Source organism: Hydrogenophaga sp. R2 (assembly GCF_049843595.1).
Lineage (GTDB): Bacteria > Pseudomonadota > Gammaproteobacteria > Burkholderiales > Burkholderiaceae_C > Hydrogenophaga.
The window spans coordinates 210,668-234,301 of record NZ_JBBHZN010000001.1; the positions used below are offsets into that span (position 1 = coordinate 210,668).

Sequence of the window (23,634 nt, forward strand, 5' to 3'; positions counted from 1 at the left end):
GGGGGTCAGCCCCGCTGGCGTATCCGGCTGCTGAACAGCCGGTGTTCACACTCGGGGTCGCTGCAGTTCTCGCAGCTCCAGCGGCCACTGCCTTGCTCCAGCACCTCGTCGGGGTCCACCAGGGGCCGGGCCAGCCGATCACCCAGCGAGCTGCCCAGCCGGTTCTGCACCGCGCGCAGCGCCTGCGCCAGCCGCTGCGGGCCCCGCCCGTACACCGGCGCGAAGGGCAGGCCGGCGCCCTGCAGCGCCTGGCGCAGGCGGCGGTCGATGGCGTCCCGCACCGCCGGGCTGTCGCGCAGCAGCCCGTCGGGCTGCCACGGCAGGTCCAGGCCCATCAGCAGGGTGAGGTCGATGCCGCGCTGGCGCTGCAGCGCATCGGGCCACAAGGCGTCGTCGGCAAAGTAGTGCGCGCTGTAGGCGGCCACCACCAGGCCGGTGGTGTCGGCCACCACCACGTCCACGTCGCTCTCGCGGGCGGCGGCAATCTGCCGGTCCTGCTCGGCCGCAATGGCCGCCTGTTCATGCGCGTGCGGGGCGCGGCCGGCGGCCAGGCACCAGGCGCGCAGGTGCTCGGGCACCAGGGCCACGCGCAGGCCGTGCGCCTGCAGGGCCTGGGTCAGTGCGAGGGAGAGGGTGGACTTGCCGCTGGACTCGCCGCCCAGCAAGGCGATGCAGGCAGCGGCCGGAGCGACCGGGGCGGCCATGGCCGGTCAGCGTGCGGTGCGTGCGGGCGCGGTGCCCGGTGCGGCCACCTGCACGAAGATCTCGTTGGGCCGCACCATGCCCAGGTCCTGGCGGGCCAGCTCCTCGACCATGTCCAGACCTTCCTGCAGGTCGCGCACCTCGCTGGCGATCTGGTCGTTGCGCTGCTGCGCCTGCTCGTTGGCTTCCAGCTGCGCGGCCAGCTCGCGCTTCATCTCGGCCACCCGTGGCACGCTGCCCCGGCCCAGCCACAGCTGGGCGTGCAGCATCAGCAGCAGGCCGACCAGCAGGGCAGGGATGAGGCGGCTGGCCATGGGGCGATCAGCGCAGGTTGTAGAAGGCCGCGCGGCCCGGGTAGACCGCCACGTCGCCCAGGTCTTCCTCGATGCGCAGCAGCTGGTTGTACTTGGCCATGCGGTCCGAACGCGAGAGGGAGCCGGTCTTGATCTGGCCGGCGTTGGTGCCCACCGCGATGTCGGCGATGGTGTTGTCCTCGGTCTCGCCCGAGCGGTGGCTGATGACGGCGGTGTAGCCGGCGCGCTTGGCCATCTCGATGGCGGCGAAGGTTTCGGTCAGGGTGCCGATCTGGTTGATCTTGATCAGGATCGAGTTGGCGATGTCCTTGTCGATGCCTTCCTGCAGGATCTTGGTGTTGGTGACGAACAGGTCGTCGCCCACCAGCTGCACCTTCTTGCCCAGGCGCTCGGTCAGGTGTTTCCAGCCATCCCAGTCGCCTTCGGCCATGCCGTCCTCGATGCTGATGATGGGGTACTTGTCGCACCAGGTGGCCAGGATGTTGGTCCACTCTTCGGCGGTGAGCTGCAGGCCTTCGCCCTCCAGGTGGTACTTGCCATCCTTGTAGAACTCGCTGGCGGCGCAGTCCAGGCCCAGGGCGATCTGTTCACCGGCGGTGTAGCCGGCCTTGTCGATGGCTTCCAGGATCATCTGCAGCGCGGCCTCGTGGCTGGGCACGTTGGGGGCAAAGCCGCCTTCGTCGCCCACGGCGATGCTCATGCCCTTGTCGTGGATGATCTTCTTGAGCGCGTGGAACACCTCGGCACCCCAGCGCAGGGCTTCGCGGAAGCTCGGTGCGCCCACCGGGATGATCATGAGTTCCTGCAGGTCCAGGTTGTTGTTGGCGTGTGCGCCACCGTTGACCACGTTCATCATGGGCACCGGCATCTGCACCGCGTTCATGCCGCCGAAGTAGCGGTAGAGCGGCAGGCCGGCCTCTTCGGCCGCAGCGCGGGCCACGGCCATGGACACGGCCAGCATGGCGTTGGCGCCCAGGCGGCCCTTGTTGTCGGTGCCGTCCAGGTCGATCAGGGTCTTGTCCAGGAAGGCCTGTTCGGAGGCGTCCAGGCCCAGCACGGCTTCGCTGATCTCGGTGTTGATGTTCTCGACCGCGCGCAGCACGCCCTTGCCGAGGTAGCGGCTCTTGTCGCCGTCGCGCAGCTCGATGGCCTCGCGGCTGCCGGTGGAGGCGCCCGAGGGCACGGCGGCCCGGCCCATCACGCCGGATTCCAGCAGCACGTCGCACTCGACGGTGGGATTGCCGCGGCTGTCCAGCACTTCGCGGCCAACGATGTCAACGATTGCACTCATGGGTTCTTCTGCCTTGGAGATGAAAAAACGGGATCAGACGCCTTCGACGGCGATCATGCGGATCGAGCCGGCGCCCTCGCGGGCTTCCCGGGCCCGGGTGTAGGTCTCGGAGTCGTAGTAGGCACGGGCGGCGGCCAGGTCCTTGAACTTCAGCACCACGATGCGCTGCGGCGCCCAGCCGCCTTCGAGCTGCTCGGTGCGGCCACCACGGGCCAGCACCTCGGCGCCGTGCTCCTGCATGGCGCGGGTGCTCCACTCGCGGTAGACCTTCATCTGTTCTTCGTTGGTGACGGTGACGTCGGCAATCAGGTAGGCGGGCATGGTGGGCGGGGTGGTCAGTGGTTGAAATCGTTTTCGAGGAAGCCGTTGCGCTTGGTCACGGCGTCGAGTGCCATGAGTGTCTCCAGCAGCGCCGGCATGTGCTTCAGGGGCACGGCGTTGGGGCCGTCCGACAGGGCCTTGGCCGGGTCGGGGTGGGTCTCCATGAAGAGGCCGGCCACACCCACCGCCACGGCGGCGCGGGCCAGCACCGGCACCATCTCGCGCTGGCCGCCGCTGCTGGTGCCCTGGCCACCGGGCAGCTGCACGCTGTGGGTGGCATCGAACACCACCGGCGCAGCGGTCTCGCGCATGATGGCCAGCGACCGCATGTCGCTCACCAGGTTGTTGTAGCCGAAGCTCGCACCACGTTCGCAGGCCATGAAGCGGTCCTCGTCCAGGCCGGCCTCGCGCGCGGCGGCACGGGCCTTGTCGATCACGTTCTTCATGTCGTGCGGCGCCAGGAACTGCCCCTTCTTGATGTTCACCGGCTTGCCGCTGCGGGCCACGGCGTGGATGAAGTCGGTCTGGCGGCACAGGAAGGCCGGGGTCTGCAGCACGTCGCACACGGCTGCAGCCGGGGCGATGTCGTCTTCGGAGTGCACGTCGGTGAGCACCGGCACACCCAGCTCGCGCCGGATGCGGCCCAGGATCTCCAGGCCCTTCTCGCGGCCCGGGCCGCGGAAGCTGGTGCCGCTGCTGCGGTTGGCCTTGTCGAAGCTGCTCTTGAAGATGAAGGGAATGCCCAGCTTCGCCGTGATGTCGCGCAGCTGGCCGGCCACGTCCATCTGCAGCTGCTCGGACTCGATCACGCAGGGACCGGCGATCAGGAAGAAGGGCCGGTCCAGACCGACGTCGAATCCGCAGAGCTTCATGGGGTGGCCTCCGGCATCAGGACTTGTGGCGGGTCAGCGCCTGCCGCACATAGGCGTTGAACAGCGGATGACCGTCCCAGGGGGTGGACTTGAACTCGGGGTGGAACTGCACGCCCACGTACCAGGGGTGCACGCTCTGCGGCAGCTCGACGATCTCGGTGAGCTGCTCGCGCTGGGTCAGGGCCGAGATCACCAGACCGGCCTGGCGCAGGCGGTCGAGGTAGTTCACGTTGGCTTCGTAGCGGTGGCGGTGGCGCTCGGTGACCACCGGGCCGTAGATGCTGTGGGCGATGGTGCCGGGGGCCACGTCGGAGCTCTGGGCGCCCAGGCGCATGGTGCCGCCCAGGTTGGAGCTGGCGTCGCGCTGCTGGATGCTGCCGTCGGCGTCCTTCCACTCGGTGATGAGGGCGATCACCGGGTGCGGGGTGTCGGGGTCGAACTCGGTGCTGTTGGCACCCGTCAGGCCCGCCACATGGCGCGCGTATTCGATGGTGGCCACCTGCATGCCCAGGCAGATGCCCAGATACGGCACCTTGTGTTCGCGGGCAAAACGGGCGGCGCAGATCTTGCCCTCGGTGCCGCGCTTGCCGAAGCCGCCGGGCACCAGGATGGCGTCGAAACGGCCCAGCACCTCGGCCACGTTGTCCGGGGTGAGGGTTTCGGAGTCGATGTACTCGATCTTCACCTTGGCATGGTTCTTCATGCCGGCATGGCGCAGCGCCTCGTTGAGGGACTTGTAGCTGTCCGACAGGTCGACGTACTTGCCCACCATGGCAATGGTCACGGTGGCCTGCGGGTGTTCCACCTCGTGCACCAGCTGGTCCCAGCGCTTGAGGTTGGCCGGCGGCGTGTTCAGGCGCAGCTTGTCGCACACCAGGCCGTCCAGGCCCTGCTCGTGCAGCATGCGCGGCACCTTGTAGATGGTGTCCACGTCCCACATGCTGATCACGCCCCACTCGGGCACGTTGCTGAACAGGCTGATCTTGGCGCGTTCCTCGTCGGGGATGCGGCGGTCGGCGCGGCACAGCAGGGCGTCGGCCTGGATGCCGATCTCGCGCAGCTTCTGGGCGGTGTGCTGGGTGGGCTTGGTCTTGAGCTCGCCGGCCGCCGCGATCCAGGGCACGTAGCTCAGGTGCACGAAGGCCGAGTTGTTCGGGCCCATGCGCAGGCTCATCTGGCGCACGGCCTCCAGGAAGGGCAGGGACTCGATGTCGCCCACGGTGCCGCCGATTTCCACGATGGCCACGTCCACCGCGTCAGGCGTGCCGATGCCGGCGCCGCGCTGGATGAATTCCTGGATCTCGTTGGTGACGTGCGGGATCACCTGCACCGTCTTGCCGAGGTAGTCGCCCCGGCGTTCCTTCTCCAGCACCGACTGGTAGATCTTGCCGGTGGTGAAGTTGTTGCTCTTGCGCATGCGCGTTTCGATGAAACGCTCGTAGTGGCCCAGATCGAGGTCGGTCTCGGCGCCGTCGTCGGTGACGAACACCTCGCCGTGCTGGAAGGGCGACATGGTGCCCGGGTCCACGTTGATGTACGGGTCGAGCTTGATGAGGGTGACGTTGAGGCCGCGCGATTCAAGCAGCGCGGCAAGAGAAGCAGAAGCAATGCCCTTGCCCAGGGAGGACACCACACCGCCGGTGACGAACACGAATTTGGTCATGACTCGGGCGAGCCGCTTGCCCGCAGGAGGTGGAAATGGGAATTATAGGGGGCCCCCCCGGGGCACCCGGCCGCGCAGGCTGGCCCCTGCTACATTGCGCGGCATGAACGATCTGAGCGGAAAACACGTGGTTCTGGGCCTTTCCGGCGGCATCGCCTGTTACAAGGCGGCCGATTTCTGCCGGGCCCTCGTCAAGGACGGTGCCACCGTGCAGGTGGTCATGACCGAATCGGCCACCCGCTTCATCACCGTGGCCACCCTGCAGGCGCTCTCCGGCCGGCCGGTGTACCTGTCGCAGTGGGACGAGCGCCAGCCCAACCACATGCCGCACATCAACCTGGGCCGCGAGGCCGATGTGGTGGTGGTGGCGCCGGCGAGTGCCGACTTCATCGCCCGCCTGGCCCAGGGCCGGGCCGACGACCTGCTGTCCCTGTTGTGCCTGGCCCGCCCGATCGAACGCGTGCCGCTGCTGCTGGCCCCGGCCATGAACCGCGAGATGTGGGCACACCCCGCCACGCAGCGCAATGTGGCCCAGGTGCAGGCCGACGGCGCCGTGGTGCTGGGGGTGGGCGTGGGCGACCAGGCCTGTGGCGAGACCGGTGACGGCCGCATGCTGGAGCCGGACGAGCTGCTGTATGAGGTGCAGCGCCACTTACAGCCGAAATCCCTGCAGGGACGCCACGTGCTGATCACGGCCGGCCCCACCTTCGAGGCCATCGACCCGGTGCGGGGCCTGACGAACCTGTCCAGCGGCAAGATGGGTTTCGCCATCGCCCGCGCAGCGCACGAGGCCGGGGCGCAGGTCACGCTGGTGGCCGGGCCGGTGGGCCTGCCCACGCCGCGCGGCGTGCAGCGCATCGACGTGCGGTCGGCCCTGGACATGCAGGCCGCCGTGCAGGCCGCAACGCCCCGGGCCGACGTGTTCGTGTCGGCCGCCGCCGTGGCCGACTGGCGCCCGGCCAGCGCGGCCGACCAGAAGCTCAAGAAGGACGGCTCGGGCGCGGTGCCGGCCCTGGCCTTCGTCGAGAACCCCGACATCCTGGCCGGCGTGGCCGCCAGCCAGCGCGCCCGCAGCGGCGCCCTGTATTGCGTAGGCTTTGCCGCCGAAAGCCACGACCTGCTGGCCCATGCCCAGGCCAAGCGCGAACGCAAGGGCGTGCCGCTGCTGGTGGGCAACATCGGGCCGGACACCTTCGGCCGCGACGACAACGCGCTGCTGCTGGTGGACGCGCACGGCAGCACCGAGCTGCCGCGTGCCGACAAGCTCAGCCTGGCGCGGCAGCTGGTGGGAGAGATTGCGCGGCGTTTGAGCTGAATCCTCGACGACGAGCTTCCGGACGGCGTGGCCCGAGCGCCTGCCGATGGGTATATTGCGAGCGCCAATTTGAGTACCAAAGTATTCACTTCGGCATCCATCAACCCTTACCGGAATCCTCCATGCTCCTGCACCGATCCCTGCTGTCCTGCCTTGCTTTTGCGCTGTCGAGCCCGGCCATGGCCCAGTCGCCATCCACACTGGACAAGGTCAAGGCCTCCGGCGCCATCACTGTCGCCTACCGCGAGGCGTCGCTCCCCTTCTCTTACCTGGGGGCCGATGCCCAGCCCACCGGTTTTGGATGGGACATCTGCGGACGTATCGTCGAGCAGGTCCGACGGGTCACCGGCCGCGGTGATCTCGTCGTCAGGACCCAGGCCATCACCGCCCAGAACCGCATTCCCCTGCTGACCAATGGCACCGTCGACATTGAATGCGGTTCCACCACCAACAATCCCGAGCGCAACAAGCAGGTCGCCTTCAGCATCAACTACTTCTACACCGGCACGCGCTTCCTGGTGAAGGCCGACTCGCCGGTGCGATCGGTGACCGATCTCAAAGGCCGCAAGGTGGTGTCCACGACCGGGACCAGCAACTTGCAGGTCCTGCGCAAGCTCAACGCCGACCAGGGGCTGGGCTTCGACCTGATGGCCGCGAAGGACCATGCCGAATCCGCTTTGCTGGTGCAGCAGGGCCGGGCCGATGCCTTCGGCATGGACGACATCCTGCTCTACGGGGTGCGTGCCAGCGCTGTCAATCCGGCCTCGCTGGCGGTGGTCGGCGAGCCGATTCAGGTCGAGCCCTACGCCATCATGCTGCGCAAGGACGATCCAGCCTTCAAGAAGCTGGTGGACGACACGCTGAAGGATCTGATCCGGACCGGTGAGTTCGCCGCTTTGTACAAGAAGTGGTTCGAGTCACCGATCCCGCCCAAGGGCATCAACCTGAATGCCCCCATGAGTGAAGAACTGAGGGCGAACCTCAAGAACCTGTCTGACCAGCCTGCCCAGTAATGTCGCCCATGCTCATCGGCCGGCATCCAGCCGGCCGATGTGATCCAGGGTGATGCGAAGCGGGTCCGCCACCGTCGCCCGAACCAGCAGGTCCCGCACATCGGGGTCGCCCCGATCGCGTAGCGTGTTCACGATATCGGGCACTTCGGTGCATGCACAGAGCACCACAATGCGTTGCTCTGGCCCCACCGAACCCGTTGCGATCAGCTGTCGGAACAGCGCCTGCCCATGGTGCAGCACGGCATCCGGGTCGAAGGCCTTGACTCCCTGGTAGATGGCAGCCATCAGGCTGTTCTGGGCAACGGTGTCCGGTACCACGCAGCGTACTCCGCCCGATTGCAGCGGATCGAGGTAGAGCCGAGTCTTGAGAGTCCCATCGGTGCCCAGGACCAGCACTGGCTGGCCCCCCGTGCCAGCTGTATCGGCCAGCGCCCGGCTCACGCAGGTCACCATCGACTGCAATCGCCAGCCAGGCGGGTCCCGAAGCTGATTTCGCTCGATGACCTCGGGCACGAAGTTGTGCGCCGTGTTGCACGCGACGACGACATGGGCCGGACCGAGGTGACGGGTTTCCAGTTCGGCCTCTGCAGCGGCAATGCCCTGGTGCAGCGCTTCCACCACTTCATGGTGCAGGGCCGAAGGCAGCCCCAGCTGGTCGTCCTCTGCCAGTGCCTGAGTCCGGTCGGGCACGCTACACAACTGCAACAGGACGATTTCGCGTTCATGTCCGAAACGCTCCAGCGCAGTCTGCAGGGCCTGCACTCCTGCCAGCGGCCCCATGCCACCGACGATCAGGAGTGGGGACCGGCGAGCATCTGGTGGCACGCACCGCAGCAGTTCCACGGGGAAGTCCTGATCGCGCGCCATACGGCCTTGCAGATGCGCGATCTGCCGGGCATGGGCGTGCAGCTCGGTCACATAGGTCTCGGTCAACGCCCGTTGCGCGGTGGCGGCGTCGGTCCAGCGCCAGCGGGTCGGGATGCGTGGACGTGAAGGTCTTTCATCAGGGGGTGACCCAGGATCCAGCGGTGCCTGAGATACGGAAAGGAAAGGGGTGGACGTCTGGGCAACTGAGCGGCGAATCATCTGGACTCCGGCGTGAATGGCGGTAGGCCATGGGACACATCGGGGCCGTGATTTCTTCTGAGGTTTGGGTGATCGGCGCGGTGGGCCGATCACGTTCTTGCGCTGCAAGCTGTGTTTAAATAATTAATTGCTTATATAAACAGGAGATTCCTGATGTCCATGAACCAGACGCCGCCCGCCTGCATCCGGCGCCGGGACTGGCTTCGGCTGGCCGGCGGCTCGACATGCGCCGCAGTCGGTCTGGCCGCTTTTCCAGACGCACGCCTGTTTGCCCAGCAGGCGCAAAGCTTCATCGCCGGTCCCAAAGTGCCCGACGTGCCGCCGCAGCAGGTGTCGCAACGGGTCTGGCTGGTGCATGCGCGCGATGGTTTTCCCACCGCCGCCAACCAGGGCCTGATGGCCAACATCGTGTTCGTCGTGACGCAGCAGGGTGTGGTCATGCTCGATTCCGGCTGCTCGCTGCAGATCGGCGAGATGGCCATCCGCATGATCCGCACCGTCACCGACCGGCCGGTGGTGGCGGTCTTCAACAGCCACTACCACGGTGACCACTGGCTGGGCAACCATGCCTTCGTCAATGCGTTCGGCCGCGAGCTGCCCATCCATGCCCTGGCCCACACCCGCGAGCAGATCGCCGGCACCGAGGGCAGCGGCTGGCGCAGCATGATGGAGCGCTGGACCCAGGGCGCCACGCTGGGCACGCAGGTGGTGGTGCCCAACCGCACGGTGGAGCATGCCCAGGTCTTCGACTTCGGCGACACCCGCATCCGGCTGCACCACTACGGCACCGCGCACACGCCGTCCGATCTGAGCATGGAGGTGGTGGAAGACCGCGTGACCTATGTGGGCGACGTGGCCATGAACAACCGCATCGCCAACATCGACGACGGCTCCTATGTGGGTACCTTCAAGTACTACGCGGCGCTGCAGAAGGCCGCCGGTGAGCAGACCTGGCTGCCGGGGCACGGCCTGCCGTCGAAGACGCTGCTGAAGGACTATGGCGATTTCATGGCCGGCATCTACGAGCCCTGCGTGCAGGCCGTCAAGGACGGCGCGCCCATGGACGCCGCCCGTGCCGCCGTGCTGCGCGATCCCCGCGTGGCCTCGCGCTCGGCCGGCATGCAGGGCTTCGAGAGCAACATCGGCAAGTACATCAGCCTGGCCTACCTGGAGGCCGAGAAGGAAGCCTTCTGAGGCCAGGGCCGGGGGCTCAGGTCCACCAGGGCAGCAGGCGCTTCATCGAGGCCACCTCGCCGCAGTGGTCGGGCGCGTAGCCGGGCAGGGTCAGCAGCCGCTGCGCCCAGGCCGGGCTGGTCAGGTGCTGCAGCAGGCGCTGCATGGCCGGCGTCTCCAGCGAGGTCTTCAGGCACACCAGCAGGTAGCGCTCCTGCACCAGCGGAATGAAGTCCAGCCCGTGTTGTCGTGCTGCGTACTCGGTGCCCACGCCCACATCGGCCGTGCCGCCGACCACCGCCATGGCCACTGCGGCGTGCGAACCTTCGATGCGGTGGTAGCCCTCGATGTCGGCCTCCAGCAGCTGCGCCTGCAGCAGCAGCTCGTCCACCAGCAGCCGGGTGCCGGTGCCCAGGGCGCGGTTGACGAAGCGCGCCTGCAGGCGGGCCACGTCGTCCATGTCGCGCAGCCGCAGCGGGTTGCCCGGCGCCACCATCAGGCCCTGTGAGCGGCGGGCAAAACCGATGATCTTGTGCAGGCCGGGCTTGAGCAGCGGCCGGTAGGTGCGCGCACTCAGGCTGCCGGCAGCAGCAAACGGCTGGGTATGGAAGGCCGCCAGCGAGCAGCGGCCTTCGTTGAGCGCGCGGATGGCGTCCACGCTGCCGCAGAAACGGATGTCCAGGTGCAGGCGTTCGCTGGACTGGGCGGCGTGCTCCTGCAGCACCGACAGGGCCAGGTCGTGGCTGGCATACAGCGTGAGCAGGTCCTGCTGGCCGGCATCGGCCTCGCTCTCGCCGTCGAGCACGCGCGAGAACGCCCGTTCGATCTCGGCCCGCAGGTGTTCCAGCTGCGGGCCCAGCCGGGCCTGGGCCAGGCGTTCGGCGGTGAGCAGGCGTTCGCCGAACGGGGTGAGCCGCGCCGCCTGGCCGCGCTCCCAGAAGATCAGGGGCTGGCCGAGCTCCACTTCCCATTCGCGCAGCTGGCCCCACACATGGCGGTACGACAGGCCGATGCTGCGTGCGGCCGCCGAGATCGAACCCTGGGTGCGCACCGCGTGCAGCACATCCATCATGGGGTTGCGCAGCAAGGTCGGCGCGCCCGGCCCGCGCGGACGGGGTTGGCCGATGGTGTAGGAGAGCTCGATGCTTCGCATGGACCCGCAGTGTGCATCAAGCCGCTGCAGGGGCATCCGGCAACTTATGTTGTTCAGTTCATACCGCGAATTCACGTACCGTGGATTGGCATGCTTACGCTTAAGCTGCCCGCCGTCATGAGCACCTTTGCAAGCAGCGCGGTCACCGCGCTGGAACTGATCGTTTCCGGCGATACCGTCCTGTGGACGGTGGTCATGCGTTCGCTGGCGGTCAGTGCCACGGCCTGCCTGCTGGCCTGCAGCGTGGGCATCGTGCTGGGCGCGTGGCTGGGCGTGGTGCGGTTCCGTGGGCGCGACGGCGTGCTCACCGTGCTCAACACCTTTCTGGCCGTGCCGGCCGTGGTGGTCGGCCTGGTCATCTACCTGCTGCTGTCGCGCTCCGGCCCGCTGGGTTTTCTGGGCTGGCTGTTCAGCTTTCAGGCGATGGTGCTGGCGCAGGCCGTGCTGGTGCTGCCGCTGGTCACGGCGCTGACGCGCCAGGCCGTGGAAGACGCCGAACGCGAACACGGCGAGCAGCTGCGCTCGCTGGGCGCTGGCACCGGCCTGCGCAGCCTGCTGCTGGCCTGGGACGAGCGTTATGCCCTGCTCACCGTGCTGATCACTGCCTTCGGCCGGGCCATCTCGGAGGTGGGCGCGGTCATGATCGTGGGCGGCAACATCGAAGGTTTCACCCGTGTCATGACCACCGCCATCGCGCTGGAAACCAGCAAGGGCGACCTGCCGCTGGCCCTGGGCCTGGGGCTGGTGCTGATGACCGTGGTGCTGCTGCTCAATGCGCTGGTGTCGGTGCTGCGGCGCTGGCGCGAGCGGGCCGACGGCCTGATGCCGGCCATGGTGCCGGCATGAAGCCCATGCCCGAGACCCTGGCCCAGGCCGCTGCCTCGGCCGTGCCCCCGGTGTGCTTCGACCTGCGCGGCGTGCAGGTGCGGCTCGGTTCGGCCGGCCGGCGCCCGGCGCTCGACCACATCTTCCTGCGCATCGCCGAAGGCGAGCGGGTGGCCCTGGTGGGTGCCAACGGCAGCGGCAAGAGCACGTTGCTGCGCACCCTGCACCGCCTGCAGCCCACCACCACCGGCGAGATCCACACCCCCGACCAGCGTCGGGTGGCCATGCTGTTCCAGCGCCCGCACATGCTGCGCCTGAGTGCGCGCCGCAACATCGCGCTCGGCCTGTGGATGCAGGGCCTGCCCTGGCGCGAGGCGAAGCAGCGGGCGGTGGAGGCGCTGGGCAAGGTGGAGCTGACCGACATCGCCGACCGCAACGCGCGCGCCCTCTCGGGCGGCCAGCAGCAGCGGCTGGCCCTGGCCCGGGCCTGGGCGCTGCAGCCCGATGTGTGGCTGCTGGATGAGCCCACGGCCAGCCTGGACCCGCATGCCAAACGCGAGGTCGAGGCCCTGATTGCCGCCTTCACCCAGGCCGGCACCGCCAGCGGCCGCGCGCCCACCCTGGTGTTCAGCAGCCACAACCTGGGCCAGGTCAAGCGCCTGGCCAGCCGGGTGGTCTACCTGGAGCAGGGCCGCCTGCTGGCCGACCTGCCCGTCAACGATTTCTTCAACCACGACCTCCTGCGCGCCACCTGCCCGCAGGCCCATCTTTTTGTTCAAGGAGAAGCCCTGTGATCCGTTTCAAGCAACTCGTGATCGCCGCCGTCGTCGGCACCTCGGCCCTGCTGGGCAGCGCGACCGCGCTGGCGCAGGCCAGCATCGTGATCGCATCCACCACCTCGACCGAGCAGTCGGGCCTGTTCGGCCACCTGCTGCCCGAGTTCAAGAAGGCCACCGGCATCGACGTGAAAGTGGTGGCCCTGGGCACCGGCCAGGCCATCGACATGGCCCGCCGCGGTGATGCCGACGTGCTGTTCGTGCACGACAAGGTGGCCGAAGAAAAGTTTGTGGCCGACGGCTTTGCCGCCAAGCGCCAGGAGGTCATGTACAACGACTTCGTGCTGATCGGCCCCAAGGCCGACCCGGCCGGCACCAAGGGCCGCGACATCGTGGCCGCGCTCAAGAAGGTCGCCACCGCCAACGCCCCCTTCATCTCGCGCGGTGACAAGAGCGGCACCCACGCCGCCGAACTGCGCTTCTGGAAGATGACCGACACCGACGCCAACAAGGGCAGCGGCTACAAGGAATGCGGCTGCGGCATGGGCCCGGCCCTGAACATCGCGGCCAGTGCCGCCCAGGGCGCCTATGTGCTGGCTGACCGCGGCACCTGGCTGAACTTCAAGAACCGCGCCGACCTGGCCATCCTGGTCGAAGGCGACCAGCGCCTGTTCAACCAGTACGGCGTGATGCTGGTGAGCGCCGCCAAGCACCCGCAGGTCAAGACCGCCGAGGGCCAGAAGTTCGTGGACTGGGTCACCGGCCCGGCCGGCCAGGCTTCGATCGCCGCCTACAAGATCGGCGGCGAACAGCTCTTCTTCCCCAACGCCGTCAAATGAACACCCCCGCGCCGCGCCTTCGGCGCGTCACCCCCTCAAGGGGGCAACGCCGACGGACGGGCGGAGCCCGATCCGTGGCGTTCTGGATGGGGCTTCCTCTCTTCCTGACAGGCTGTGCCATGACGTCGCCTGCTCCTGCTCCCGTGTCTTCCACGCCGGTGGCCGTCTTTGCTGCCGGCAGCCTGCGTGAGGTGCTGACCGAGATCGCACGCGACCATGAGGTGCTCACCGGTCAGAAGGTGCAGGTCACGTTCGCGGCCTCGGGGCTGCTGCGGGAACGCATCGAAAAAGGCGAGGCGGCGCAGGTGTTTGCCTCGGCCGACACGCAGCATCCGCAGCGGCTGGCCGCTGGGGGTGCCTGGCAGGCGCCGCAGGTGTTCGTGCGCAACAGCCTGTGCGCGCTCACCCAGGCCGAGGTCAACACCTCGCCCGACCGATTGCTGGTCACGCTGCTGGACCCGGCCATCAAGCTGGGCACGTCCACGCCCAAGGCCGATCCCTCGGGCGACTACGCCTGGGAGCTGTTCCGCCGTGCCGACACGCTGCAGCCCGGCGCCTATGCCACGCTGGACCGCAAGGCGCTCCAGCTCACCGGTGGCCCGGATTCGCCGCGCCCGCCGGCCGGCCGCGGCACCTACGAGTGGGTCATGGACCAGCGCCAGGCCGACGTGTTCCTGACCTACTGCACCAACGCCGTGGCGGCGCAGCGCCAGCTGCCGCGCCTGAAGGTGGTGGCGGTGCCGCCGTCGCTGCAGGTGGGGGCAGCCTATGGCCTGACCGTGAAGCGCGATGCGCCGCCGGCCGCTGCGGCCTTTGCCCAGGCCCTGCTGCAGCCGCCGGCCCAGGCGGTGTTCGCCCGGTATGGCTTCGGCGCTCCCTGAACGGCGCTCCGGGTGGCCGCGTCGCCGCTGGCTGCAGGCCGGCGCGGCGCTGGCCTTGGGCCAGGCGCTGCCGGCTTGGGCGCAGCAACCATCGCCCGATCGCCCGCAACCCGTCACCGACAGCGCGGGCCGTCCGGTGCCGGCCCCGGCGCGGGTGCAACGCATCTTCCCGGCCGGCCCGCCCGCGGCCATTGCGGTGTACACGCTGGCACCCGACGCGCTGCTGGGCTGGCCGCGCGCCAACCGGCCGGAAGAAATCGAGTTCCTGTTGCCCGGCGTGGGCAGCCGGCCCGAGATCGGGCGGCTCACCGGGCGCGGCAACAGCGCCAACCTGGAAACCGTGATCGGCCTGCAGCCCGACCTGATCGTCGACACCGGTTCGGTGCGGCCGACCTTCGTGGAGCTGGCCGACCGGGTGCAGGCGCAGACCCGCATTCCCTACGCACTGCTGGATGGCCGGCTCGATGCCGTGCCCGAGAGTTATCGCATCCTGGGCCGGCTCACCGGGCGCACCGCCCGGGCCGAGGCCCTGGCCCGCTATGCCGAGACCACGCTGCGCACCGTGCGTGAACGGGTGGCCCGCGTGCCGCGCGAACAGCGGCCGCGCGTGTACTTTGCACGCGGCCCGCTGGGCCTGGAGACCGGGCTGGGCGGCTCCATCAATGTGGAGATGTTCGACGCCATGGGCCTGGGCCATGTGGCGCAGGGCCTGCAGGGCGGGCTGGCGCGCGTGCCGCTGGAGCAGGTGCTGGCCTGGGACCCGCAGGTCATCATCACCATCGACCAGACCTTTGCGCAGACGGTGTGCAACAACCCGCTGTGGCGCAGCGTGAGCGCCGTCAAGAACGGTCGGGTGCACCTTTCGCCCAAGCTGCCGTTCGGCTGGGTGGACTTTCCGCCCGGGGTGAACCGGCTGCCGGGCTTGTGGTGGATCGGCCAGAAGGTGCTGCCGGCGCAGTTTCCGGAAGACCTGCGCACCATCGCGCGCGACTTCTACCGGCTGTTCTACCAGGTCGATCTGAGCCCGGCCCAGGTGCAGCGCGTGCTGGCCGGACGCGACTGACATGAACCTGCCGGCGCCCCGCACCGACGGTCTGCGCGGTGGCACGGCCTGGGCCGTGCTGGTGTTGCTGCTCATGGTGCTGCTGGCCCTGTGCGTCGGTCGCACGCCCATCAGTCCGGCCGATGTGCTGGCCAGCCTGCAAGGGCAGGGCAGCGAGGCGCTGCAGACGGTGCTGTGGCAGATCCGGGGCCCGCGCGTGCTGGCGGCGGTGGCCGTGGGTGCCGCGCTGGCCCTGGCCGGTGCGGCGTTTCAGGGGCTGTTCCGCAACCCGCTGGTGTCGCCCGACATCCTGGGTGCCTCGGCCGGCTCGGCGCTGGGTGCGGTGCTCGGCATCTACGCCTCGGTGGGCCTGCTGGCCATCCAGGCATCGGCCTTTGCCGGCGGCCTGCTGGCGGTGGGCCTGGTGTACCTGGTGGGCAGCCGGGTGCGGCAGGGCGACCCGGTGCTGGTGCTGCTGCTGGCCGGTGTGGTGGTGGGCTCGCTGCTGGGCGCGGGCATCGGTCTGGTGAAAAGCCTGGCCGACCCGTACAACCAGCTGCCGGCCATGACCTTCTGGCTGCTGGGCAGCCTGGCCGGCGCGCATGCGGCCGACCTGCCGGCGCTGCTGGTGCCGGTGGGCGTGGGCACGGTGCTGCTGCTGGCGCTGCGCTGGCGGCTGGACGTGATGTCGCTGCCCGACGAAGAGGCCCGTGCCCTGGGCGCCCGCACCGTGCTGCTGCGCGCGGCCATCGTGATGGCGGCCACCCTGGTGACATCGGCCAGCGTGGCGGCGGCCGGCATCGTGGGCTGGGTGGGGCTGGTGGTGCCGCACCTGGCGCGTTTTCTGGTGGGGCCCTCGTTCGTGCGGCTGCTGCCGGCCTGCGCCTGCCTGGGCGGCGGCTTCCTGCTGTTCATCGACACCCTGGCCCGCACCCTGGCGCCGGTGGAGATTCCGCTGGGCATCCTGACCGCGCTGGTGGGCTCGCCGTTCTTCATCGTGCTGCTGCGGCGTTCGCAGGCGGGCTGGGGCTGACATGCTGGAAGCGCTCGACCTGTCCATCGGCTACCCGGGCCACCCGGTGGGGCAGGGGCTGACCCTGTCGGTGGTGCCGGGCGAGGTGCTGGCCTTGCTGGGCCCCAACGGCAGCGGCAAGACCACCTGGCTCAAGACCCTGCTGGGCCTGATCGAGCCGCAGGCCGGGCAGGTGCGGCTGCAGGGGCGCGAGCTGTCGCAGTGGCCGCTGCCCGAGCGGGCGCGCTGTCTGGGCTATGTGCCGCAGGGGCAGGTCAGCACCTTCGGCCTGAGTGCGCTGCAGATGGTCATGCTGGGCCGCACCGCCCACCTGGGCCTGCTGGGCCGGCCCGGTGCACGCGACCGCACGATCGCGCTCGATGCCCTGCAGCAGGTGGGCATGGCGCACCTAGCCGACCGCTCGGTGCACCGCATGAGCGGTGGCGAACGCCAGCTGGTGCTGATCGCACGCGCCCTGGCCCAGCAGCCGCAGGCGGTGCTGCTGGACGAGCCCACGGCCAGCCTGGACTTCGGCAACCAGGGCGTGGTGCTGCGCGCCATTGACACCCTGGCCGCGCGGGGCCTGGCCGTGCTGTTCACCACCCACGACCCCAACCAGGCCCTGCGCGTGGCCCACCGCGCGGTGCTGCTGCGCGAAGGCCGGGTGCTGGCCAGCGGCCCGGTGCGCGAGGTGGTGGACGCTGCCCACCTGCAGGCCCTGTACGGCGCGCCGGTGCGCGAAGTGCCCGCAGGCCCCGGTGAGGCGCCTGTGTTCCTGCCGGGTTGACTACACTACCCGGTATGAAACGCCCGCTCTCCCCACGGAACTGTTGCCGCCGCCGCGCGCCGGCCGCACTTTCCTGAGCCCGGCGACACGCTCCCCACCCCCCATTTCGCGCATCTCCTGTCGCCGGGCCCCTCGCCCCGCGCTGCTGTGGCCGCTCGTGTCCATGGACGCCGGCCACCTTGCCAGGAGATCCCCATGGCCATGCCATCCGGTGGGCGCACGCTCACCCAACTCGACGCCGTCCGCCTGCACAAGCTGGTCGACCGTGCCCCGTCCGACACCCTGGACGAATTGCTGGCCTGGGCCGACACCGTCGACTCGCGCGAGGTGCCGGCCGACGTCATCACCATGTACTCGCAGTTCGAGGTGATGGAGCCTGGCGCCGACCGCCCGCGCCGCCTCACCCTGTGCTACCCCGACGATGCCGAGCCGGCGCAGGGCTTCATCTCGGTGCTCTCGCCGGTGGGCGCGGCCCTGCTGGGCCTTCGGGTGGGCGACATCGCCCGCTGGACCGGGCCGGGCGGGCAGGGCGGCAGTGCCCGCGTGCTGGCCGTGCTGTTCCAGCCCGAGGCCAGCGGCGACTACACCACGTGACGCGCAGGGCGCGGCGGCATCTGAGGTGACAGCGCTGGCACGCCCTGCGTGACACACTGCCGCCCCATGAGCCTTGCCCACCTCCTGCTGCGCCAGGCGCAGCTGCACCCCGACACCCCGGCCATCTTTCTGGGGACCCGGCCCTGGGCCACCCATGCGCAATGGGCCGGCCGCAGCGCTGCGCTGGCCACGCGCCTGCGCCAGGCCGGCCTGCAACCGGGTGAGCGGGTGCTGCTCTTCATGCGCAACCACCCGCGTTATCTGGAGCTGCTGTGGGGCCTGTGGTGGGCCGGACTGGCGGCCGTGCCGGTCAATGCCAAGCTGCACCCGCGCGAGGTGGCCTGGATCGCTGAAAACGCCGAGGCCCGCTGGGCCTTCACCAGTGCCGACGTGGTCACCGAAGCGCTGCCCGGCGTGGCGGTGCAGATCGACGTGGACAGCCCGCAGGCCGATGCCCTGTTGGCCGAGCCACCTGCAGGCCCCTGGCCCGAACCCTTCGATGCACCGCCCGACCACCTGGCCTGGCTGTTCTACACCAGCGGCACCACCGGCCGGCCCAAGGGCGTGATGCTGACCCACCGCAACCTCATGACCATGGGGCTGACCTACGCCTTCGACGTGGACACCGTCGGTGCGCACGACGCCATGCTGTATGCGGCGCCGCTCTCGCACGGTGCGGGGCTGTACGCCATTCCGCACCTCATGGCCGGTGCGCGCCATGTGGTGCCCGAGTCCGGCGGTGTGGACCCGGCCGAGATGTTCGAACTGGGCCGCCACCACGGCCCGCTGACCACCTTTGCCGCGCCCACCATCGTGCGCCGCCTGGTGGAGCAGGCGCAGGCCGAGGGGCTCACGCCCGACGATGCGGCGCGCAGCTTCAAGACCATCGTGTATGGCGGCGCGCCCATGTACGCGGCCGACATCCGCCGCGCGCTGGACGTGATGGGCCCGCGCTTCGTGCAGATCTACGGTCAGGGCGAGACACCCATGACCATCACGGCGCTCTCGCGCGGCATGCTGGCCGATGTGGGCCATCCGCGCTGGGCCGAGCGCATCGCCTCGGTGGGCGTGGCCCAGACCCCGGTGCAGGTGCGCGTGGCCGACGCGCAGGGCCGGCCGCTGCCGGCCGGCGAACTCGGCGAGGTGCTGGTCAGGGGCGACACCGTCATGGCCGGTTACTGGCGCAACGCCGAGGCCACCGCCGCCACGGTGCGCGAGGGCTGGCTGTTCACCGGCGACATGGGCGTGCTGGATGCCGACGGCTTCCTCACCCTCAAGGACCGCAGCAAGGACCTCATCATCAGCGGCGGCAGCAACATCTACCCGCGTGAGGTGGAAGAGGTGCTGCTGACCGCGCCCGGCGTGGCCGAGGTGGCGGTGGTGGGCGCGCCCGATCCCGAATGGGGCGAGGTGGTGGTGGCCTTCGTGGTGGGCGAGCCGGGCACCGCGCTGGACGTGGCCGCGCTCGATGCGCATTGCCTGGACCAGATGGCCCGCTTCAAGCGCCCCAAGCGTTATGTGGTGCTCGATGCCCTGCCCAAGAACCACTACGGCAAGGTGCTCAAGACCGAGCTGCGCCAGCGGGTCTGAGCGGCCCGCGCCCTGCGGCCGCCCTCAGGTGGCCGGCAGCAGCGAGGAGTGGTGGTCGACGATCAGCCAGCGTCCGTTGCTGCGCTTGAGCGCCATGCTGTAGCGCGCCGGCAGGCGCTGGTGGCCCAGCTGCAGTTCGTAGTGGCCGCTGACCAGGGCCATGTCGTCCAGCACGCGCAGACGGTTCGGCCCCAGCTTGACGCGCGGCGCCGGCTGCAGCGTCAGCACGCGTTCGAAGTACGCGATCACGCCGGCCGGGGTGTCGATGAGGTCGGTGGCGGTGGTGCCCCACAGCACGGCCGAGGGGTCGTACAGGCCGGTGATGCCGGACACCGAGCCGGCGTTGAAGGCCTCCATCCAGGCCAGGGTCATGTCGCCGGGCAGGGCTACGGATCGGGGGGTGTTCACATCAGTCTCCGGTGCGGCCGAGCTGCCGCAGCACCTCGGCCTGGAAGTCGCTGCCCTGGGCAGCCGCCATGAATTCGGTGGTGCTGCCGTCGAACCGCACCTGGCCCTGGTGCAGCAGCAGCAGGCGGTCGGCAGCACGGGCTTCCTCGATCAGGTGGGTGGCCCACAGCACGGCCATGCCTTCGCGGCTGCACAGCTCGCGCACGGCATCCAGCAGCTGCTGGCGCGAGGCCGGGTCCAGGCCCACGGTGGCTTCGTCCATGAGCAGCACGCGCGGTCGGTGCAGCAGCGAACGCACCAGCTCCACCTTGCGCCGGTTGCCGCCCGAGAGGCTGCGCACCACGGCATTCGCCTGCGCCTGCAGGCCCAGCAGGGCCAGGCCGTGGTCGATGCGCTCCTTCGCCAGGCCGCGGGGCATGCCGTGCAGGTCGGTGTGGAACCGCAGGTTGGCCATGACCGACAGGTCGAGGTCGAGCGCGCTTTGCTGGAACACCACGCCCAGGCCGGCCAGGGCCAGGCTGGGGCTGCGGCGCATGTCGTGGCCCAGCACCTGGATGCTGCCTTCGTCGGGCGTGAACAGGCCGGTCAGCAGCGAGAGCAGCGTGCTCTTGCCGGCGCCGTTGGGGCCGAGCAGGGCCACCATCTGGCCGGGAAAGAGGGCCATGTCCACCCCCTTGAGGGCCGGCTTGCTGCCGTAGGACTTGCGCAGGCCCTGGGTCTGCAGCAGCGGGGTCGGAGACGGATCGGCAGGGGCGGTCATGAACCTGTGGGCGCAGCGGTGGGGCGGGCCAGCAGGTTCATGCGCGCCAGCAGGCGCTTCTCGCGCTCCACCGTCTCGATCAGGGCCTGCCGGTAGTCCCGGGTGTTGAGGTATTCCAGCGTCTGATCGTAACGGGCCAGCTCGCGCTGGTGGCGCTCGCTGAACATGGCCTTGGCAAAGCTGTCGTGCAGCCGCTGCACCACCTCGGCCGGCGTGCCGCGTGGCGCGGCCAGGCCCCAGGGCGAGCTGTGCACCGCGTTCGGGTAGCCCAGCTCGCGCAGGGTGGGCACGTCGGGCCAGCGCGGGTTGCGCGCCGCATTGAAGGTGGCCAGCAGCCGCACCTTGCCCTGGTCGAGCCAGGGCACGAAGCCGGTGCTGTTCACGCCCACCATCACCTGGCTGCCGGCCACGGCCAGCATCTGGTCGGCGGTGCCCCGGTAGGGCACGTGCACATAGCGGATGCCGTGGCGCGCCAGCGCGTCTTCCATGGCCAGGTGGGCGGTGGTGCCGATGCCGGTGCTGCCCACGATGAGCTCGCCCGGGTGGGCCAGCGCCCAGTCGATCAGGTCGGACCAGCTCCGCAGCGCACTGCCGGCGGGCACCAGCACGCCGAAGGTGACGCCCGAGACCTGCAGGATGGGACTGAGGTCGTGCAGCGGTTCCCACGGCACATGGTTCATGAGCGCGTGCCGGTACACCGTGACCGGCACCTGGCCGATGGTATGGCCGTCGGGCTCGGCCATCTTGAGCAGGGGCGCCACCTGGGTGCCGGCCGCGCCGGGCTTGTTGATGACCACCACCGGCTGGCCCAGCAGGGGTTGTACCTCCTCGCACAGCACCCGCAGCGCCAGGTCGGTGGCGCCGCCCGGTGGCCAGGGCACGATGAGCTGGATGGGCCGGCTGGGGAAGGGCGCCTGGGCGCGTGCCGCTGCCACCGACGGGTGCGCCGTGCCCAGGCCGGCAGCGGCCGTGGCCAGGGCCCAGCTCAGGCAGCGGCGGCGGGTGGGGTGGGGGTGTGTCATGCCGGCGGATCTTGTCTCAGGGTTTACAGGGAGATGCGGCGCTCGCTGGCACGCTGACCATGTCGCTGCAATTTCCGTTCCTGTTTCGCTGGCACCGAATTTGCTGCCCACCCGCCCATGACCATCATGTCGATGCCCTTGTTCCCTCGCCTGTCCCCCTTCTTTGCGACCTTGTTCGCGATCCTGTCCGCGGTCCTTTCCCTCGCTCCCGCGCCGGCGGCCGCCCAGGCCGTAGCCAGGCCGGTGACGGTGCCGCTGGCGGTCATCGGCCTGTCCGACGACCCGCGTTACGCCAGCCGCCGCATGGAGCGGGCCTACCCCGGTCACCCGGCCGGTCGGGCCATCGATGGCGTGAAGCTCGGCGCCGAGGACTCGGCCTTCGAGCTGGAGGCGGCCGGCGTGGAAATGCCGGTGCGCGAAGTGCTCATCAACGATGCGGCCGGCCTGCCCAAGGCCCTGGCCGAGCTCAAGGCGGCCAAGGTGCAGCACATCGTGGCCGACCTGCCCGAGCCGCTGCTGCGCCAGCTGGTGCAGACCGCCCCGGCCGCGCTGGGCGGCGCGCTCATCGTCAACGCCGGGCTGGACCACGACAGCCTGCGCGGCGCGCAATGTGCGCCGCACCTGCTGCACACCTACCCCAGCCGCGCCATGCTCTCAGACGCACTCGCCCAGTACCTGGCCGCGCGCAACTGGCGCAAGGTGCTGCTGCTCGCCGGGCCCGACGCGGCCGATGCGCTGCAGACCGAGGCCTTCCAGCGCAGTGCCCGCCGCTACGGCCTGAAGGTGACGCAGCAGAAGCCCTTCAAGCTCACTGGCGATCCGCGCGACCGCGACCTGGCCAACACCCGGCTGCTCACCGGCGAGCGCGAACACGAAGTGGTGGCGGTCATGGACGCCAACGGCGAGTTCGCCCGCCTGCTGCCCTATGCCACCCAGTGGCCGCGCCCGGTGGTGGGCGCCAACGGCCTGACGGCCCAGCCCTGGCACCCGCAGTGGGAGCGCAATGGCGGCCCGCAGCTCAGCCGGCGTTTTGCGAAGCAGGAGAACCGGCCCCTGCTCGGCCACGACTGGGCCGCCTGGGCGGCGGCCAAGGCCGTGGCCGCCGCGCTGGTGGACGCGCCCCGCGCGCCGGTGGCGCAGCACATCCAGCGCCTGCGCACCGGCCAGAGCTACATCGACGGCTTCAAGGGCCCGCGCCTGAGCTTCCGCGCCTGGGACGGCCAGCTGCGCCAGCCCATCTTCCTGGCCCATGGCGACGGCGTGGTGGGCCTGGCGCCGCTGGACGGGGTGCTGCACCCCAAGGACGTGCTCGACACCCTGGGCGTGGACGAAGCGGAGACCGCATGCAAGGCACGATGACCCCCGCCGACCTGACCCTGCCGCGCCCGCCGCTGGGCCTGCACCTGCTGCGCGCCTTGCGCGCCGTGGTGGGCCGCGAGATCGGCCGCTTCGTGCGCCAGCCCTCGCGCCTGGGCTCGGCCCTGGTGCGGCCGCTGCTGTGGTTCGTGGTGTTCTCGGCCGGCTTTCACAACGTGTTCGGCGTGGCCATCATCCCGCCCTACGAGACCTACATCGAATACAAGGTCTACATGGTGCCGGGCCTGCTGGGCATGGTGGCGCTGTTCAACGGCATGCAGAGCTCGCTGTCCATGGTGTACGACCGCGAGATGGGCGTGATGCGGCTGCTGCTCACCGCACCGCTGGCGCGGGGCTGGCTGCTGGGCTTCAAGCTGCTGGCCAGCACGGCGCTGTCGGTGTTGCAGATGGCGGTGTTCCTGCTGATCGCCTGGGCCTTCGGCGTGGACATCCCGCTGCTGTACCTGCCCGGCCTGCTGCTGGCCATGACGGCGGGCGCGGCCCTGCTGGCGGCACTCGGCCTGATGCTCTCGGTGTATGTGAAGCAGCTGGAGAACTTCGCCGGCACCATGAACTTCGTCATCTTCCCCATGTTCTTCATCAGCCCGGCGCTCTACCCGCTGTGGAAGCTGGAGGAATCGGGCGCGGTCTGGTTGCTGCGCCTGGCCGAATTCAACCCCTTCACCCATGCGGTGGAGGCCATGCGCTTTGCCATGTACGGCCAGCTCAATGCCCTGTCGTGGGCGGTGGTGCTGGGCTGTGGCGCTGCGTTCTTCGTGCTGGCGCTGTGGGGCTACGACCCGCAGCGTGGCTTCATCCGCCAGAAGGGCGGGGGCTGA

25 protein-coding genes are annotated in these 23,634 nt (G+C 69.7%); 14 read left to right on the forward strand and 11 right to left on the reverse strand.

Features of this window, described 5'->3' with window-relative positions:
• Positions 1–5: 5 nt before the first annotated feature.
• Genes WD026_RS01030 through WD026_RS01055 form a run of 6 tightly spaced genes read right to left on the reverse strand, consistent with a single transcriptional unit; the run spans position 6 to position 5,163 of the window.
• Positions 6–704 (reverse strand): AAA family ATPase, encoded by a 699-nt coding sequence (locus WD026_RS01030; protein ID WP_425721809.1) that lies wholly within the window; start codon positions 702–704, stop codon positions 6–8.
• A 6-nt stretch (positions 705–710) separates the two neighbouring features.
• On the reverse strand, positions 711–1,016 hold the full coding sequence (locus tag WD026_RS01035; RefSeq protein WP_425721810.1) for a septum formation initiator family protein: 306 nt from the start codon (positions 1,014–1,016) through the stop codon (positions 711–713).
• 7 nt (positions 1,017–1,023) lie between these two features.
• Positions 1,024–2,307, reverse strand: a complete 1,284-nt coding sequence (gene eno, locus WD026_RS01040) for a phosphopyruvate hydratase (protein WP_425721811.1) — start codon at positions 2,305–2,307, stop codon at positions 1,024–1,026.
• Positions 2,308–2,340: 33 nt separating this feature from the next.
• Positions 2,341–2,628 (reverse strand): DUF1330 domain-containing protein, encoded by a 288-nt coding sequence (locus WD026_RS01045; RefSeq protein WP_302173886.1) that lies wholly within the window; start codon positions 2,626–2,628, stop codon positions 2,341–2,343.
• Between the two features lie 14 nt (positions 2,629–2,642).
• Positions 2,643–3,500, reverse strand: a complete 858-nt coding sequence (gene kdsA / locus WD026_RS01050; RefSeq protein ID WP_425721812.1) for a 3-deoxy-8-phosphooctulonate synthase — start codon at positions 3,498–3,500, stop codon at positions 2,643–2,645.
• Between the two features lie 16 nt (positions 3,501–3,516).
• A complete protein-coding gene (locus WD026_RS01055; RefSeq protein WP_425721813.1) occupies positions 3,517–5,163 on the reverse strand; it encodes a CTP synthase in 1,647 nt (548 codons plus the stop codon).
• 103 nt (positions 5,164–5,266) lie between these two features.
• Here WD026_RS01055 and coaBC point away from each other — a divergent pair, with 103 nt between their 5' ends.
• Positions 5,267–6,478, forward strand: coding sequence for a bifunctional phosphopantothenoylcysteine decarboxylase/phosphopantothenate--cysteine ligase CoaBC (coaBC, locus tag WD026_RS01060; RefSeq protein WP_425721814.1), 1,212 nt, complete (start codon positions 5,267–5,269; stop codon positions 6,476–6,478).
• A 122-nt stretch (positions 6,479–6,600) separates the two neighbouring features.
• A complete protein-coding gene (locus WD026_RS01065) occupies positions 6,601–7,491 on the forward strand; it encodes an amino acid ABC transporter substrate-binding protein (protein WP_425721815.1) in 891 nt (296 codons plus the stop codon).
• 12 nt (positions 7,492–7,503) lie between these two features.
• On the opposite strand, the gene WD026_RS01070 is transcribed toward WD026_RS01065, so the two are convergent.
• Positions 7,504–8,409 (reverse strand): aspartate/glutamate racemase family protein, encoded by a 906-nt coding sequence (locus tag WD026_RS01070; RefSeq protein ID WP_425721816.1) that lies wholly within the window; start codon positions 8,407–8,409, stop codon positions 7,504–7,506.
• A gap of 321 nt (positions 8,410–8,730) precedes the next feature.
• On the opposite strand from WD026_RS01070, the gene WD026_RS01075 reads away from it, so the two are divergent.
• Entirely contained in the window at positions 8,731–9,771 is a 1,041-nt protein-coding gene (locus WD026_RS01075; protein WP_425721817.1) for an MBL fold metallo-hydrolase, read from the forward strand.
• A gap of 16 nt (positions 9,772–9,787) precedes the next feature.
• On the opposite strand, the gene WD026_RS01080 is transcribed toward WD026_RS01075, so the two are convergent.
• Positions 9,788–10,903 carry a substrate-binding domain-containing protein gene (locus tag WD026_RS01080; protein ID WP_425721818.1) on the reverse strand — a complete coding sequence of 372 codons (1,116 nt, stop codon included), beginning with the start codon at positions 10,901–10,903 and terminating at the stop codon, positions 9,788–9,790.
• 117 nt (positions 10,904–11,020) lie between these two features.
• On the opposite strand from WD026_RS01080, the gene WD026_RS01085 reads away from it, so the two are divergent.
• The 9 genes from WD026_RS01085 (at position 11,021) to WD026_RS01125 (ending at position 19,249) form a co-directional block, all read left to right on the forward strand.
• A complete protein-coding gene (locus WD026_RS01085) occupies positions 11,021–11,749 on the forward strand; it encodes an ABC transporter permease (RefSeq protein WP_425721819.1) in 729 nt (242 codons plus the stop codon).
• A 5-nt stretch (positions 11,750–11,754) separates the two neighbouring features.
• On the forward strand, positions 11,755–12,522 hold the full coding sequence (locus tag WD026_RS01090) for a phosphate ABC transporter ATP-binding protein (RefSeq protein WP_425723175.1): 768 nt from the start codon (positions 11,755–11,757) through the stop codon (positions 12,520–12,522).
• A gap of 20 nt (positions 12,523–12,542) precedes the next feature.
• A complete protein-coding gene (locus WD026_RS01095) occupies positions 12,543–13,343 on the forward strand; it encodes an extracellular solute-binding protein (RefSeq protein ID WP_425723176.1) in 801 nt (266 codons plus the stop codon).
• Between the two features lie 143 nt (positions 13,344–13,486).
• The gene (locus tag WD026_RS01100; protein WP_425721820.1) at positions 13,487–14,224 is read left to right on the forward strand and encodes a molybdate ABC transporter substrate-binding protein; all 738 of its coding nucleotides are present in this window, start codon (positions 13,487–13,489) and stop codon (positions 14,222–14,224) included.
• A complete protein-coding gene (locus WD026_RS01105) occupies positions 14,205–15,287 on the forward strand; it encodes an iron ABC transporter substrate-binding protein (RefSeq protein ID WP_425721821.1) in 1,083 nt (360 codons plus the stop codon). The genes WD026_RS01100 and WD026_RS01105 overlap by 20 nt, the downstream gene beginning before the upstream one ends.
• 1 nt (position 15,288) lies before the next feature.
• A complete protein-coding gene (locus WD026_RS01110; protein WP_425721822.1) occupies positions 15,289–16,299 on the forward strand; it encodes a FecCD family ABC transporter permease in 1,011 nt (336 codons plus the stop codon).
• A 1-nt stretch (position 16,300) separates the two neighbouring features.
• A complete protein-coding gene (locus tag WD026_RS01115; protein ID WP_425721823.1) occupies positions 16,301–17,065 on the forward strand; it encodes an ABC transporter ATP-binding protein in 765 nt (254 codons plus the stop codon).
• Between the two features lie 195 nt (positions 17,066–17,260).
• Complete coding sequence (locus WD026_RS01120; protein ID WP_425721824.1) at positions 17,261–17,659, forward strand: GreA/GreB family elongation factor; 399 nt, start codon at positions 17,261–17,263, stop codon at positions 17,657–17,659.
• 66 nt (positions 17,660–17,725) lie between these two features.
• Positions 17,726–19,249 (forward strand): class I adenylate-forming enzyme family protein, encoded by a 1,524-nt coding sequence (locus WD026_RS01125; RefSeq protein WP_425721825.1) that lies wholly within the window; start codon positions 17,726–17,728, stop codon positions 19,247–19,249.
• 24 nt (positions 19,250–19,273) lie between these two features.
• On the opposite strand, the gene WD026_RS01130 is transcribed toward WD026_RS01125, so the two are convergent.
• The 3 genes from WD026_RS01130 to WD026_RS01140 are packed head-to-tail and all read right to left on the reverse strand — an operon-like array spanning position 19,274 to position 21,439.
• A complete protein-coding gene (locus WD026_RS01130) occupies positions 19,274–19,657 on the reverse strand; it encodes a nuclear transport factor 2 family protein (RefSeq protein WP_425721826.1) in 384 nt (127 codons plus the stop codon).
• 1 nt (position 19,658) lies between these two features.
• Positions 19,659–20,417: an ATP-binding cassette domain-containing protein gene (locus WD026_RS01135; protein ID WP_425721827.1), complete on the reverse strand. Its 759-nt coding sequence runs from the start codon at positions 20,415–20,417 to the stop codon at positions 19,659–19,661.
• A complete protein-coding gene (locus WD026_RS01140) occupies positions 20,414–21,439 on the reverse strand; it encodes a tripartite tricarboxylate transporter substrate binding protein (protein WP_425721828.1) in 1,026 nt (341 codons plus the stop codon). Before WD026_RS01140 ends, WD026_RS01135 begins: the two co-directional genes overlap by 4 nt.
• Positions 21,440–21,571: 132 nt before the next feature.
• Here WD026_RS01140 and WD026_RS01145 point away from each other — a divergent pair, with 132 nt between their 5' ends.
• On the forward strand, positions 21,572–22,798 hold the full coding sequence (locus WD026_RS01145; RefSeq protein ID WP_425721829.1) for a branched-chain amino acid ABC transporter substrate-binding protein: 1,227 nt from the start codon (positions 21,572–21,574) through the stop codon (positions 22,796–22,798).
• Positions 22,783–23,634 (forward strand): ABC transporter permease, encoded by an 852-nt coding sequence (locus tag WD026_RS01150; RefSeq protein WP_425721830.1) that lies wholly within the window; start codon positions 22,783–22,785, stop codon positions 23,632–23,634. Before WD026_RS01145 ends, WD026_RS01150 begins: the two co-directional genes overlap by 16 nt.